This is a genomic window from Stenotrophomonas thermophila (assembly GCF_001499715.1).
GTDB lineage: Bacteria > Pseudomonadota > Gammaproteobacteria > Xanthomonadales > Xanthomonadaceae > Stenotrophomonas > Stenotrophomonas hibiscicola.
Genome location: NZ_CVIW01000003.1, coordinates 36,693 through 51,112 on the forward strand (window position 1 = coordinate 36,693; position 14,420 = coordinate 51,112).

A 14,420-nucleotide genomic window follows, 5' to 3' on the forward strand; every position below is an offset into this window, starting at 1 on the left:
GGCCGGCGCACCGCAGTGCGCCGGAGGAGGCCATCCCTGGCCTGGCACCGGTCGCAGAACCGGTGCCATCCATCAGGGTCAGAGCTTCCAGCGCAGCGTCACGGTGACATTGCGTGGTTCGCCCCAGTACACGCCGTTGTAGAAACCGACGTTGTTGAAATACTTCTTGTCCAGCAGGTTGTTGATGTTCAGCTGGGCGCTGAAGTTCTCGTTGAAGCGGTAGCCGCCGGCGAGGTTGACCAGGTAGAACGCGTCCTGGGTGATCCTGGCCTTGCTGCGGTCGGGTTTGGTGCTGGTGTTCCAGATGCTGCTCTGCCAGGTCACGCCACCACCCAGCCAGAAGCGGCCGTCGATACCGCCAGGGCGCCAGCTGGTGTTGAGCCGGAAGGTATCCTGCGGGGCGGTGGTCCGCTGCAGCACGCCGTCCTTGTTGCGGATGACGGTGTGGGCGAAACCGGCCGAGACATTCCACTGCTCGCCGATGCTGCCCTGGGTTTCGATCTCCCAGCCCTTGACCTTGTTGCCCTTGCCGGTGGAGCGGTAGGCCTGGCTGCCGTCGGGCAGCGAGTTCACCGGCACCGAATCATCGATCTCGGCGACGTTGTCCTGCTTGCCCTCGAACACGGCGGCCGAGGCATTGAGCAGGCCGCCGAAGAACTCGGCCTTGACGCCTGCTTCGTACATGTTGCCGACCACCGGCTCCAGGTAGTTGCCATTGCGGTCGCGGTAGTTCTGCGGCTTGAAGATGTCGGTGTAGCTGACATAGCCGCTGAAGATCGAATTGAAGTCGAAGACCAGGCCGGCATACGGGGTGAGCATGTCGTCCGGCCTGTAGCCGGTGCGGGTGGTGCGATTGCGGTTGCCATTGGCATCGTAGCCATAGGCCCAGCTGCGGGTTTCCCAGCTGCCGTAGCGCGCGCCTGCCACCGCCAGCAGCCGGTCGGCCAGGCGCAGCCGCGCGGCAACGTAGGCTGCGCGCTGGCGCAGTTCATTCTGCGAAGACAGCCTGCCCAGGCGGGTCACCGGCAGCACCGGCACATTGCCGGTCCAGTGGCGCCAGTCCGGCACCACGGCATAGGCATCGTCGTAGTCGAAGTCCATGCCTTCCGACTCGCCCTTGCGCACCGACTGGCCCAGGCCGAACACCAGTTCGTGCTCGCGACCGAACAGCTGGAACGGGCCGCCGACGTTGACGTCGAACACGTCCATCGTGCTGTGCTCGTTGAAGTGAGAGATGTAGGCGGTGACGCCGGTTCCATCGGCACGCGGATTGCCGGCGGCGCCGTACCAGACGCTGCCGTCGGTATCACGCACGGCGTGGCTGATATTGCCCTTCACCGACCAGCCGTTGCCGAGCTGCTGCTCCAGCCGCGCGAAGCTAGTCTTCTCCACGATCGGCCAGGCGCTCCACGAGGCCGACAGGTTGGTCGAGCGAGGCAGGTTGGCTGGCGTGCCATCGGCGCCCCAGTACGGCACCACGCCCCAGGTCACGCCGGTGGTACGCGGAGACTGGTATTCGTAGCCCACTTCGAACAGCGTGCTGTCGCTCAGGTCGGCCTGCACGATGCCGTAGAACACATCTTTGTCGAGCGAATAGACATCACGGAATGAATCGCTCTGCTGCTTGACCGCGACCACGCGCGCACGGATGCGGCCGTCCCAGGCAACCGGACCACCGAGATCGGCTTCCAGGCGGCGGTTACCCCAGCGTCCCACGGTGAGGTTGGCGCCCATCTGGAAGGTGTCGGTGGGGCGCTTGCGGATCATGCTGATGGTGCCGGAGGGATCGCCGGCGCCGGTGGTCAGGCCGGTGGCGCCACGGATCACCTCGATACGCTCGTAGATCACGCTGTCGGTGTTGGTCTTGACCGAGCCACCGAACGTGTTGAGCATGCCGTCGATCTGGAAATTGTCGATGGTGTAGCCGCGCGAAACATAGTTGATGCGCTCGCTGTCGGTGACCGACACGCTGACGCCGGTCACCTGGCCCATCACGTCCGACAGCGAGAACAGGCCCATGTCGTCCAGGCGCTGGCGGGTGATCACGGTCACCGACTGTGGCGTCTCGCGCAACGACAGGTCCAGCCTGGTCGCGCTGCGCGCGTTCTTCACCGTGTAGCTGTTCGGAATCTCGCCATCGGCGGTCACCTTCACGGTGTCCAGCGTGCGCGCGGAAGATTCAGCGGTGCCGTCGGCGTGTGCCAGCGGAGCGATCATCAGTGCGGTCACGGCCAGGGCCAGCAGAGAGGGACGAGGGAGGTTGAGCGGCATTGCCATCGGTGCGATTCCATGCAGGACGAAACAGGCGATGGAATGCGCAGGCGCAGCAACCGCGCGCTCCGCGCACGTCGCCCAGCGAGTCCCATCGACGGTGCGCCACCCGCGCAGTGCGGGCGACCCGGTAGTCGGGGGATGTACACGGGCGAAGGGGCGGGTGGGTGCGTGCTTCCGTGCCCCGCTTGGCTAAGCGTACAACCGATTGGCAAATGATAGGCATTCGCATTTCGTTAATCAAGCGTGACGGCACCCGCTCCCGTGCAGGGAGGCTTCAGAAGTGGAAAAGGACCGTCGCAGCGTGCAGCAGCAGGCCGATCAGCCCGCCGACCAGGGTGCCGTTGAAGCGGATGAACTGCAGGTCACGGCCCACGCTCAGTTCCAGCTGTTCGACCAGGTGCCGCTCGTCCCAGCCCTTCACGGTCTGCGCGATATGCGTGGTGACGCCCTCGCGCAGGCGCCCGGTCAGGCGCTGCGCACCTTCCATCAGATGCTGGTTCAGTGCCTCGCGCAGCGCCGGGTCGGCCTGCAGGCTGGCACCGAGCGAACCCAGGCTGCGCTGCAGGTGGCCGACCAGCGCCGAATCCTCGCGCTGCAGGTCCGCCCGCAGGCTGGCGTGGATGCGCGCCCACAGCCCCTGCACGTACTCCTGCAGGGCCGGGTGGTCGATCATTTCGTGCTTGAGCTGCTCGATGCGCTCGGCCAGCGCCGGATCCTCGCGCAGGCGCTGCACGTAGTTCTGCAACCAGGTCTCGTAGTCCTGGCGCAGCGGATGCTGCGGCTCGGCCAGCACCTGCTGCAGCTCTTCCAGCACCGCGCGGGCCAGGCGTTCGGCCAGGCTGTCGCCGATCTCGTCGATCGGCTTGACCCAGTTCACCGTGCTCGACAGCGTCGGCCATTCGCGCTGGATGTAACGCACGATCAGCTGCGAGGCGCGCTCCTTCACTTCCGGTTGCTCCAGCCAGCGCCCCAGGCGCTGCAGGCCCTCGTCCAGCACGCGCTGGTGGCGCCCATCGGCGGTCAGCAGGGCCAGCAGCTCACCGGCGGTGGCGGCGGCATTCCACTGCCGCAGCTGCTGCACCACAAAGGCGTGCAGCTGGCGGCGTACGGCGGTTTCGTCGAAGAAATCCAGTGCCTGCAGCGCCCAGCCGCGGGCCATGTCGGCCAGCATCCGCGAGCGCGCCGGGTCGGCCAGCCAGCTGCCGAGGCGGCTGGCCGGATCGAATACCTGCAGCTTGGCCAGCAGCACCCCCGGCTCCAGGAACTGGTCGCGCACGAACAGCGCAAGGCTGTCGCCGATGCGTTCCTTGCTGCGCGGGATGATCGCGGTGTGCGGGATCGGCAGGCCCATCGGCCGCCGGAACAGCGCGACCACAGCGAACCAGTCGGCCAGCGCGCCCACGGCCGCTGCTTCGCAGAAGGCCGAGACCCAGGCCCAGATGCCGCGCTCGCCCTGCCAGTGGCTGATCGCGAATCCGGCCAGCATCAACAGCAGCAGGCCCAGTGCGAGGGCTTTCAGGCGCCGCAGCTGGGCGCGGCGCGGATCGTGGGCAGGCGTCATTGCACGAGTCTAACCGCAGCCCGGTGATGCCTGCCTGTAGAGCCGAGCCCATGCTCGGCTGCCTTGCGCGCGGCAGACCGCAGCCGAACATAGGATCTCGGCTCTACATGAGAGGTTCGCGTTTTTTAAAGCGCTTCCAGCTGCTTGCGCAGCGCGGCCAGCTGCGCGCGCAGGGTGTCGTTCTCGCGGGTCAACGCGACCACGCGGCGGCGCAGGGCCGGGGCATCCTCGCCCAGCTGTTCCAGCGCCAACAGCACTTCGGCGTCGCGGCTGGCGATCTCGTCCTCATTTGCCTCCTCGAAATCCATCTCGGCTGCTTCCGGCTTCGGCGCGCGCGGCTTGCGCTTGGACTCGCGCACGCGCTTGGCGGCCTGCTTCAGCTCGTCCTTGCCACCGGCGGCGGCAGCGCGCTGCTCCTCTTCGGGCAGGTCGGCCACGGCCGCAGCGGCGCTGATCGAGATCACGCCGGCCTTCACCGCCTCCACCACTTCGGGTGCAGCCTGGGCATGGATGCGCTCGATCATGCCGACCTGGCTGGTGCTCAGCTTGGCTTCGCGGGCCAGCTCAGCACGGCTGAGCTTCGGGGCCGGCTCCCACGGCGGGCTGTCTTCGCCGCCTTCGTCGGTGATGTCCGCGGTGCCGTCGCTCTCGCGCTGCAGCTGGGCCTGCTCGACCTGCTTGCGGGCGGCCAGGATGTCGCGCTTGCGCAGCGCCAGCACGCCGCGCTGGAAGTCGGACACGCTGCGACGGCCCAGGTGCTGCTCGATCATCCACAGGTGCACGTCTTCCATGCTCTGGAAGCGGGTGTTCTGTACGGTGTTGAAGGGCAGGCCATGCTTCTGGCAGATGCCGAAGCGGTTGTGGCCGTCGACCAGTACGTTGCCCCACAGCACCAGCGCGTCACGACAGCCCTCGGCCAGGATGCTGCGCTCCAGCGCGTCATGTTCGTCCGCAGTCAGCGGGTCGATATAGGCCTTGAGTTCTTCTTTGACGACGATATCCATGGGCACGGCAGCGAGCAGGAGCGGAACCGCCCATTGTACCCGCTCGCCGCCGCCGGCCAGGGCTCAGGCGGTGGCCCGGATCATCTCGCCCAGCGTGCCGGTGATCTGGTCGATCTGCGCCTTGTCCACGATCAGCGGGGGCGACAGCGCGATGATGTCACCGGTACAGCGCACCAGCAGCCCGCCGTCGTGGAAGCAGCGCCGATAGACCTCGTAGCCCCGGCTGCCCGGCGCATCGCGGCGAGGCGCCAGCTCGACCGCGCCGACCAGCCCGAAGTTGCGGATGTCGATCACGTTGGGCAGGCCCTGCAGCGCATGCAGCCGTTCCTGCCAGTATTCGCCCAGTTCGATGGCCCGCTCGAACAGGCGCTCCTCGGCGTAGACCTCCAGAGTGGCCAGCGCGGCCGCACAGGCCAGCGGGTGACCAGAATAGGTATAGCCGTGGAACAGCTCGATGGCCTGCGGTGGCGCCTGCATCAGCGTAGCGTGCACCGCATCGCTGGCCAGCACGCCGCCCAGCGGCACCGCGCCGTTGCTGACCGCCTTGGCGAAGGTCAGCAGGTCGGGGGTGACCCCGAAGCGCTGTGCGGCGAAGGGCATGCCGACCCTGCCGAAGCCGGTGATGACCTCATCGAACACCAGCAGGATGCCGTGGTGATCGCACAGCTCGCGCAGGCGCTGCAGGTAGCCCGGCGCCGGCAGGATGACCCCGGCGGACCCAGCGATGGGCTCGACGAAGACCGCCGCGATGGTCGAGGCGTCATGCAGCGCGATCAGCCGCTCCAGGTCGTCGGCCAGTTCAGCGCCCTGGCGCGGCAGGCCCCTGCTGAATGCATTGCGCTGCAGGTCCAGGGTGTGGCGCAGGTAGTCCACGCCGCCCAGCTGCAGGCCGAACGCCCTGCGGTTGTTGGGCAAGCCGCCTAGTGCCATGCCGCCGAAGCCGACGCCGTGGTAGGCCTTCTCGCGGCTGATGAAGCGCGTGCGCTGGCCTTCGCCGCGCTGGCGGTGGTAGGCCAGCACGATCTTCATCGCGGTATCCACCGCCTCCGAGCCGGAGCTTGTGAAGAACACATGGTTCAGGGGCGTTGGTGCCAATGCGGCCAGCCGCTGCGCCAGCGCGAATGCCGGCGGCGAGCCCATCTGGAAGGCAGGGGAGTAGTCGAGCGTGCGCGCCTGCTCGACGATGGCCTCGACGATGCGCGGCCGGGCGTGGCCGGCGTTGCAGCACCAGAGCCCGGCGGTGCCGTCGAGGATCTGGCGGCCATCGACATCCTCGTAGTGCATGCCCTCGGCGCGCGCCAGCACACGCGGTGCGGCCTTGAACTGGCGATTGGCGGTGAACGGCATCCAGTACGCGTCCAGGGATTCCGGGCGCTGGGTGACCAGGTCGTGCAGGTCGCTCGCGGAACGTTTCATGCCAGCTCCGTCGGGTCCGATGGGGGAAATGTAGCGCAGCCACGTCACGGTGAAGTCGCGGTCGCGCCGGTATAACCGGGGAAACTGTTCCGTGGAGCCCGACATGGCCGACTTTCCCCACCGCAGCCACTGGCAGGCGTTGTCGCAGCAGCTTTCGATGCCCGGCCAGGCCTTCATCGATGGCCGCTACACCGACGCCGCCAGCGGCGCCCGCTTCGACTGCATCAGCCCCATCGATGGCCGTGTGCTCGCGGCGGTCGCCGACTGCGATGCACAGGATGTGGAGCGCGCAGTGCTGGCGGCGCGGCGTGCCTTCGATGCGGGCCACTGGTCGCAGGCCAGCCCGGCGCATCGCAAGCGCGTGTTGCTGGCGCTGGCCGCGCTGGTGGAGAAGCACGCCGATGAGCTGGCGCTGCTGGAAACCCTGGATATGGGCAAGCCGGTGCGCGACGCACGCCGTATCGACCTGCCCAGCGTGGTGCGCTGCCTGGCCTGGACCGCCGAAGCGGTGGACAAGCTGTACGGGGAAATCGCGCCGACCGGCCCACACGAGCTGGGGCTGGTCACGCGCGAGCCTGCCGGCGTGGTGGCGGCGGTCGTGCCATGGAATTTCCCGTTGCTGATGGCCTGCTGGAAGATCGCGCCGGCACTGGCGATGGGCAATTCGGTGATCCTCAAGCCGTCCGAGCGTTCGCCACTGTCGGCGTTGCGGCTGGCGGCGCTGGCGGCCGAGGCGGGCCTGCCGGACGGAGTGCTGAACGTGCTGCCCGGCCATGGTGCGCGCGTGGGCGAGCCCTTGGCGCTGCACATGGATGTGGACGTGCTGGCCTTCACCGGTTCCACCGCCACCGGTGCGAAGCTGCTGGAGTATGCAGGACGGTCCAACCTCAAGCGGGTCTGGCTGGAATGCGGTGGCAAGAGCCCGCACGTAGTGTTCGCCGATGCTCCCGATCTGGACGCCGCCGCCAAGGCCGTGGCACAGGGCATCTTCTTCAACCAGGGTGAAGTCTGTACCGCTGGCTCGCGACTGCTTGTGCAACGCTCGATCCGCGAGGACTTCGTGCACCAGGTGATTGCCTATGGCCAGCACATGCAGCCCCGCCATCCACTGGAGGCCGATGCACCGATGGGTGCGCTGGTCGACGCCGCGCACGTGGACAAGGTGCTGGCCGATATCGCCCGTGCCGAAGGCGAGGGCGCTCGTCTGCTGATGGGGGGCCATCGGGCCGAGGTGGAGTCCGGCGACTGCTACGTGCAGCCCACGGTGTTCGACCAGGTGCGTCCGGACCACGCGTTGGCACGCGAGGAAGTGTTCGGGCCAGTGCTGGCCGTGCTTGGTTTCGACGACGAGGCCGAAGCGGTGCGCGTGGCCAATGACAGCCGCTATGGATTGGCGGCGGGCCTGTGGACGCGTGACCTGGGCCGCGCCCATCGTGTCGCACGCCAGCTGCGCGCCGGCAGCGTCTGGGTGAACGGCTGGGACGGTGGTGACATGACCGCCCCGTTCGGTGGCTACAAGCAGTCCGGCAACGGCCGGGACAAATCGCTGCATGCATTCGACAAGTACAGCGAGATCAAGGCCACCTGGATCCAGTTGTAACGACGCGCCCGCCGAGCGCTTTTCGTAGAGCCGAGCCCACGCTCGGCTGCTGTTTGCTCTTTGTAGAGTCGAGCCATGCTCGACTGCTCTTCGCGAAATGCAGCCGAGCATGGCTCGGCTCTACAAAATGCGAAAAGCCGTCGAGCAAGCTCGACGCCACAGTAATGCAACTACCGGCAACGCGCGCTCACCTGCAGCACCGCCGCACGCAGCATGTCGCGGTCGGCTTCTTCGACGGCGTTCTGGAAATAGTCCATGTCCTGCTTGCCCAGCTCGCACGGGTCGACGATGTAGCCCGGTGGCCACAAACCCAGCAGTTGCGCGACGCCATGCACGATCTGCTCGGGGGTCATCTGCCGACGGATCGGGAAGTAGTTGCGGCGCGCCGCGAATGCCGGGTGTATCTCGCGGCGACCAATAAGACGCGGAGCGACACCCGCAGCGCTGATGCCGTCACCACCGTCGATGCTGCCCGCAGGCAGACTCAGGATCAGTGGCGCCACCGCAGCCGCGTTTTCCGCGGCAGGCTGGGCGCTGTCTGCCTGCGCAACCGGGGCAGGGCGGGGCATCACCGATGCGGCCGGACGCGTCATCTGTGCGGAGGGCAAGGTGGGCTGCTTGGCTACCGGCGTCGGCAGTTCCGGTGGCAGCCAACGCAGCAAGATCCGTGGGCCGTCGTCGCTGCGCAGTTCGATCCGGCCGCTGTCCAGCAGCCACAGAGCAAGCCCGCCATGCACCAGCAGTACCACCAGCCACGCCGCCATCCGCGGCAGCTTCGGCGAATCGGACCACGACAGCGCGACTGCAGTCATCGGCAAAGCGTCCATGCAGGGACCGGTGGCGCAGCCTAGCGGGTGGCCCGAAAAATTCCGTTGGCATCGGTGTCGGCTGAAACCATCGCCCCGTGCGGCCATCGGCCCGTGGCAGAATCGGGCGATCCGCCGTTACCCGTGCTGCCGATGTCGACGATCACCGCTGCCGCGCCGTCCGTGAATTCCCCCCGTCGTGTCCTGCTGGCCAGCCTGATCGGCACCACCATCGAATTCTTCGATTTCTACATCTACGCCACGGCCGCCGTGCTGGTGTTCCCGCACCTGTTCTTCCCGGACAGCAGCGAGCAGGCGGCGCTGCTGCAGTCACTGGCAACGTTCGCGGTCGCGTTCATCGCGCGCCCGGTGGGCTCGGCAGTGTTCGGCCACTTCGGTGACCGTATCGGCCGCAAGGCCACGCTGGTGGCCGCGCTGCTGACCATGGGCCTGTCCACGGTGCTGATCGGCCTGTTGCCCACCCATGCACAGATTGGCCTGTGGGCCCCCGCGTTGCTGGCGCTGTGCCGCTTCGGCCAGGGCCTGGGGCTGGGTGGCGAGTGGGGCGGGGCGGTGCTGCTGGCCACTGAGAACGCTCCGCCGGGCAAGCGCGCCTGGTACGGCATGTTCCCGCAGCTGGGCGCGCCACTCGGCTTCCTGTTGTCGGCCGGCATCTTCCTGGTGTTGGGCCGTTGCCTGAGCCAGGGTGACTTCCTGCAGTGGGGCTGGCGCATTCCGTTCGTGGCCAGCGCGCTGCTGGTCGGCCTTGGCCTGTGGGTGCGCCTGAACATCCACGAGACACCCGATTTCAAGAAGGCACAGGAGCGCAAGGCGCCGGTGCGGCTGCCGATGTGGACGGTGCTGCGTGACCATCCGGTGCCGATGCTGCTGGGCACCCTGGGCGCGTTCGCCACCTTCGTGCTGTTCTACCTGATGACCGTGTTCAGCCTCGGCCATGGCACGGCGGTGCTGGGTTACAGCCGCGAGCAGTTCCTGCTGATGCAGATGGCCGGCATGCTGTTCTTCGCGCTGGGCATCCCGCTGTCGGCGCGCTATGGCGACCGCTGGGGGACGCGCCGCACCATGATCGTCGCCAGCGTGCTGATTGTCGGCTTCGGCGTGCTGTTCGCACCGCTGTTCCAGCCGCACAGCCCATGGCTGGTCACTGCGTTCCTGTGCCTGGGATTGTTCCTGATGGGGCTGACCTACGGCCCCTGTGGCACCTTCCTGGCCGAAATCTACCCGGTGGAAGTGCGCTACACAGGCGCCTCGCTGTCATTCAACCTGGCCGGCATTCTGGGTGCGGCGCCGGCGCCGTACCTGGCCACCTGGCTGGCGGAACGCTTCGGCCTGGTCGCGGTCGGCTACTACCTGTGCCTGACTGCGGCAGCTACCCTGTGCGCGCTGGTAGCACTGCACCGGCGCGCCCTGCGGCTCAACCAAAGAAGCGCTTGAGCGTGCGCCCCAGCCAGCCGCCACCCTGGTGTTCGCGGGCAAAGTGGTTCAGGTGCGCCTTGACCTGTTCGGCATAGGCCTGGTCATCGCCGCGGATGTGGTTGAACAGCCAGCGCGAGAGCATGGTGCGCAGCTCATCGCTGATGTCCTCGCCGGCCTGGAAGCGCATGCGGTATTCCGAGACGCGCTTGATGAAGACCTCGTGCACGCGCTTGTGCGCGGCACAGAACGGATAGCCCGCCTCCTCCATCAGCTCTTCTTCGAAGGCGAAGTGCGACAGGGTGTAGTCCACCACCTCGTCGATCACTTCACCCACCGCCGCACGCTGCATGCTGGCCTGTGCCACGTGCAGGTGGTTGAGCATCTCGATGATGCGGCGGTGTTGTTGGTCGATCACATCGATGCCGATGTTCAGATCGTCCTGCCAGACCAGTAGTGCCATCCCCCGGCTCCCCTTCATGCGTATGTCGGGGCCGACTGTAGAACTGCCGCGCGGGTGCGGCGTTGATCTGGATCAAGGCGGGCCGGTCAGGGCAGAGCAGGCTCGCGGGGGCGCAGCGGGCTGGCCACCGTGGTGCAGCTGACCCGGTTGCGGCCACCGGCCTTGGCCAGGTACAGCTGGCGGTCGGCCTCGGAGATCAGCCGGTGCAGCGCATCGCGCTGCGGGCGCAGGCAGCACAGGCCGATGCTCACGGTCATGCGCAGGGTAGCGCTGCCGATGTCCACTTCCAGCGCAGCGATGCGCTGGCGCAGTTCCTCGAAGTACAGCAGCGCCTCGTCCTGTTCCATGTCCGGCACCAGCAGGCAGAACTCCTCGCCACCGAAGCGTGCGATCAGGTCCTGGCTGCGTGCATGTGCGGCCACCGCGCCGGCCACCGAGCGCAGCGCATCATCGCCGGCCTCGTGGCCGTGGGTGTCGTTGATGTGCTTGAAGTGGTCGATGTCGATCATCGCCACCGCCACGCACTGGCCATGCAGCTGCAGCTGTGGCAGCTGGCGCTGGCTCTGTTCCAGGAAGAAGCGTCGGTTGGGCAGCCCGGTGAGGAAGTCGCGGGTGGCCAGATCCTGCAGAGTGCCGATCAGCTCCAGCTGGTCCACGTTCTGCGAGACGCGGCAGAAAAACTCCTCGCGCGAGAACGGCTTGCGCAGGAAGTCGTTCGCACCGTTCTTAAGGAAGCGTGGGATCAGCGAGGCATCGGTATTGCCGGAGATGCCGATCACCGCCACCTTGTCGCGCGAGCGCAGGGTACGCAGGCGGCGGGTGAACTCCACGCCCTGCATGCCGGGCATTTCCTGATCGACCACCGCCAGGCGGATTGCCGGATGCGCCTCGATGGCAGCCAGGCCCTCGTTGCCGTCGGCGGCTTCATGCACCTCATGGCCGTACATGCGCAGCAGGGCCGCAGCGTAGCCACGCGCAGACGGCGAATCGTCCACCACCAGCGCGGCGATGCGGCGGTTGCGTTCCAGCCGCTGCCCCAGCCACACCAGGTAATCGATGCTGCCGGGGGTGTTCTTCAGCACGTAATCGATGATCTGCTGCTGCAGCACGCGCTTGCGCAGGTCCTCGTCGTACACGCCGCTGACCACCACCGTTGGCAGGTCGCGCTTCAGGAAGAACTCGACCACCGCATCACGGTCGCCGTCGGCCAGCACCAGCCCGGTCAGCACCAGGAACCAGCCGCCACCTTCGCCGAGCAGGCGATCGGCCTCGGCGAGGGTGGAAGCGATCACCACCGGCAGTTCCAGACGCTGTTCGATGGCTTCGCGCAGCATGCCGGTGAACGCACGGGAATTTTCGACCAGCAGGATCCGCTGTGGCAGGGGATCGGCCAGGTCGCCATCGACGGCGGCCTGCGGCAGGACGGGCATGATGCGGTGGCTCACGAAGGAGGGCTCGGCACGGATAGCGGCGGTTTCGGGTGTAACTTTAGGACGAAAACGTCCGTGCTCGTCGTTTGGCCCATTGCTCAGATGGGAAGCGGTTAGTATCAGCTGGAGGTTCTCGATTTCAACTTCGACCTGGAGGTCACTGTGCGATTTTCATGTTTTGGTGCGGCTACTGGATTTCTGATGATTGCCGCTGCCCCGGCAATCGCGGGCGGTCCCTCGGATTTTCATGGAAAGCCATTGGCTACGGCTGGGTTGGGGCAGGCCAGTCCGGCTGCGGTCAATCTCAGCCAGGACCCCAGCTGGCAGCTGTATGGATTCCAGCGTGATGGCATTACCTATTTGCAGGTGAACGACCTCCTCGGAAACGTGCAGCTGATTATCGGCAACGCAGGGGGGACCTACTGGGTGCTGCCGGCAGGCAACAATGCGACCAAGGTTTCGCTGCCCCAGCAGAAGATCCAGATACCGGCAGGCGCCAGCCGCTCGCAGATCTACAGCGGCAGCGATTTTTCGCTGGTGCGTTATCGTAGTGGCGGCGAGGTCATCTGGTCGGTTGAAACACCGTAAAGACGTAGAAGTGCGCAGCGGTGTCGGGATATCCTGCGCCGCTGCGCTTGCCGCGATGAACGCGGCAGAGGGCGATTATTGTAGGGCCGGCCCTCTGGCGGACACCGGCAATCAGATCTGGGTCTGCGAGTTTCCCTGCCCGGAGGTGGTCACGTGATCCATAGCGTTGAACGATGCAATGCCGATGGCGGCGGAGTCACCCGTCTCCACCATCGCCATCCGTATCCGATTCCGATGGCACTGCACTGTTCCGCCATAGGCAATCGTGCGGCCAGCCAAGCGCTCGACCGTGGCGGTGACGGTTGACGGTGACAGGCTGCGGTATGAATCCAGCAGTGCGACCGTCATCAGGATGCCGCGGCGTCCTCCTCTCCTGCCGCAACGCACGCGGATGCTGATCTGACCGGATTCCCTGTTGATCAACAGCGAAACGGCATCGGTGAGGGCGCGATAGGCGGCCAGCTGCAGGCCGACACTGAGCTGACAGGGATCGCCGAGCAATCGAGGGCGCATCACGCGATGGCTCAGGTCCCAGGTTTCGCGTACGCCGCCGGCCTGCAGGGCGACGTAGAGCCCAAGATGTTCCAGTGCTGCGGGATAGACCATGCTGGTTTGTTCGCGGAACTGTCGCGAATGGACCGAAGCCATATGCAGGAGACTGTTCGCTATCGTGGGATGGCCATGCGCATTGAGCCAATTCACCACCTCGCTGAGCGAGGTGTCGATGCCGTCCCCCAGCTTCCTCAGGTGTCGCGCGCGCTCACGGAGATCAAGCTCGCTTGCCACCAGTGAATTGCGCGCGTGCTTGAGCGCATCCCTTTCACCCACTTCGCCCAATCGCGAACGGTGGTAGTAGTGGGTGATGCGCGACCCTAACACCAGCAGTGCAGCGCCGGTGACCGCCATGATCTGCTGGGTCGCGAACGCAGCTGGATCGAACGCACCCGTGTAGGGGCTTGGGGTGGTCAGGCCAATGATCAGGTTGAGCGACGGTACTCCGATCGCCGCACCTCGCCAGCCATACAGACAGGTGAGAACGACGACCGGCAGCGCCATCAGCAGCTGCATCGATGTCTTGGCGTTGGCTTCGTCCAAGGGCAGCTGTGCGGCATACAGGCCAATTATGGCCATCAGCGTCAGGGCAGCGAGTGCAGGCGGGGCGAAACCTGATGTCCAACGGGCGTTGCCGGTCCGGCGTGTCCACAGCAACGCAAGCGGTGCAAGGGTCAGTATGCCGATGAAGTCGCCAACGACCAGGCGCGCGATGCTCGCAAGCACCGGCATCTCCGGTGGTGTCGGCCACAGGAGATGTGCCAACATCAGATTGAGCGCCGTGACCACCAGTGCCGAAGCCGCCGCGACTGAAATCAGCCATGCATTCTTCGTGGTCACCATCATTTTCCGGTGCAGATGCACGATCAGCATCACTGCAGGCATCAGCAGTGCCGAACCAAGCACTATCCAGGCCAGTCCATACTTCTCGATCATTGGCACGCGCATCTGCGCAAAGTAGGCGTATTCGCCCAGCAGCAGGTACGGCCACCATCGAGGCGGGAACAACAGCACCGCAGCCACGCGGACGCCGGCGGGCAGGTAGAACTGGTCGAGCGACAACTGGCGAGACGCCCAGCATGCGATGGCGTACAACAGCGCAAGGACCAGCCCCGCCGGGCGGATACGCAACTTCAACTGCAGGCCTTCATTCCACCAGTTCAATCGCACATCTCCCTCTAGTACGTTCCCTGTCAGCATCCATTCGCCGCGGGACCCGGTTCTGAGGGACGGTATCGGCATGAAATAGATAATGCAATTGCCGATGCGATCTGCCGATCAAATGAGAATTC

Annotated in this window: 11 protein-coding genes; 3 read left to right on the forward strand and 8 right to left on the reverse strand. The window is 66.2% G+C overall.

Features of this window, described 5'->3' with window-relative positions:
• Nucleotides 1-78 precede the first annotated feature (78 nt).
• The 4 genes from BN1263_RS03055 to aptA all read right to left on the reverse strand — a co-directional run bounded on the left by BN1263_RS03055 (nt 79) and on the right by aptA (nt 6,255).
• On the reverse strand, nt 79-2,277 hold the full coding sequence (locus BN1263_RS03055; protein ID WP_058979493.1) for a TonB-dependent siderophore receptor: 2,199 nt from the start codon (nt 2,275-2,277) through the stop codon (nt 79-81).
• 271 nt (nt 2,278-2,548) lie between these two features.
• Nucleotides 2,549-3,835 carry a DUF445 domain-containing protein gene (locus BN1263_RS03060; protein ID WP_058979496.1) on the reverse strand — a complete coding sequence of 429 codons (1,287 nt, stop codon included), beginning with the start codon at nt 3,833-3,835 and terminating at the stop codon, nt 2,549-2,551.
• 125 nt (nt 3,836-3,960) lie between these two features.
• Entirely contained in the window at nt 3,961-4,839 is an 879-nt protein-coding gene (locus tag BN1263_RS03065) for a hypothetical protein (RefSeq protein ID WP_019659062.1), read from the reverse strand.
• A 63-nt stretch (nt 4,840-4,902) separates the two neighbouring features.
• The gene (gene aptA / locus BN1263_RS03070; protein ID WP_058979499.1) at nt 4,903-6,255 is read right to left on the reverse strand and encodes an omega-aminotransferase AptA; all 1,353 of its coding nucleotides are present in this window, start codon (nt 6,253-6,255) and stop codon (nt 4,903-4,905) included.
• Between the two features lie 103 nt (nt 6,256-6,358).
• Here aptA and BN1263_RS03075 point away from each other — a divergent pair, with 103 nt between their 5' ends.
• Complete coding sequence (locus BN1263_RS03075; protein ID WP_058979500.1) at nt 6,359-7,855, forward strand: aldehyde dehydrogenase; 1,497 nt, start codon at nt 6,359-6,361, stop codon at nt 7,853-7,855.
• 170 nt (nt 7,856-8,025) lie between these two features.
• Here the strand turns inward: BN1263_RS03075 and BN1263_RS03080 are convergent, their stop codons facing one another.
• On the reverse strand, nt 8,026-8,667 hold the full coding sequence (locus BN1263_RS03080) for a hypothetical protein (protein ID WP_058979502.1): 642 nt from the start codon (nt 8,665-8,667) through the stop codon (nt 8,026-8,028).
• Nucleotides 8,668-8,814: 147 nt separating this feature from the next.
• Here BN1263_RS03080 and BN1263_RS03085 point away from each other — a divergent pair, with 147 nt between their 5' ends.
• The gene (locus tag BN1263_RS03085; protein ID WP_058979504.1) at nt 8,815-10,116 is read left to right on the forward strand and encodes an MFS transporter; all 1,302 of its coding nucleotides are present in this window, start codon (nt 8,815-8,817) and stop codon (nt 10,114-10,116) included.
• Here the strand turns inward: BN1263_RS03085 and BN1263_RS03090 are convergent.
• Both BN1263_RS03090 and BN1263_RS03095 read right to left on the reverse strand, forming a co-directional pair.
• On the reverse strand, nt 10,097-10,558 hold the full coding sequence (locus BN1263_RS03090) for a bacteriohemerythrin (RefSeq protein ID WP_021203550.1): 462 nt from the start codon (nt 10,556-10,558) through the stop codon (nt 10,097-10,099). The genes BN1263_RS03085 and BN1263_RS03090 overlap by 20 nt on opposite strands.
• Nucleotides 10,559-10,644: 86 nt before the next feature.
• Entirely contained in the window at nt 10,645-11,988 is a 1,344-nt protein-coding gene (locus BN1263_RS03095; protein WP_058979506.1) for a diguanylate cyclase, read from the reverse strand.
• 201 nt (nt 11,989-12,189) lie between these two features.
• Here BN1263_RS03095 and BN1263_RS03100 point away from each other — a divergent pair, with 201 nt between their 5' ends.
• Nucleotides 12,190-12,576: a hypothetical protein gene (locus BN1263_RS03100; protein WP_227199817.1), complete on the forward strand. Its 387-nt coding sequence runs from the start codon at nt 12,190-12,192 to the stop codon at nt 12,574-12,576.
• A gap of 111 nt (nt 12,577-12,687) precedes the next feature.
• On the opposite strand, the gene BN1263_RS03105 is transcribed toward BN1263_RS03100, so the two are convergent.
• A complete protein-coding gene (locus BN1263_RS03105; RefSeq protein WP_080112490.1) occupies nt 12,688-14,298 on the reverse strand; it encodes an MASE1 domain-containing protein in 1,611 nt (536 codons plus the stop codon).
• Nucleotides 14,299-14,420: the final 122 nt, after the last annotated feature.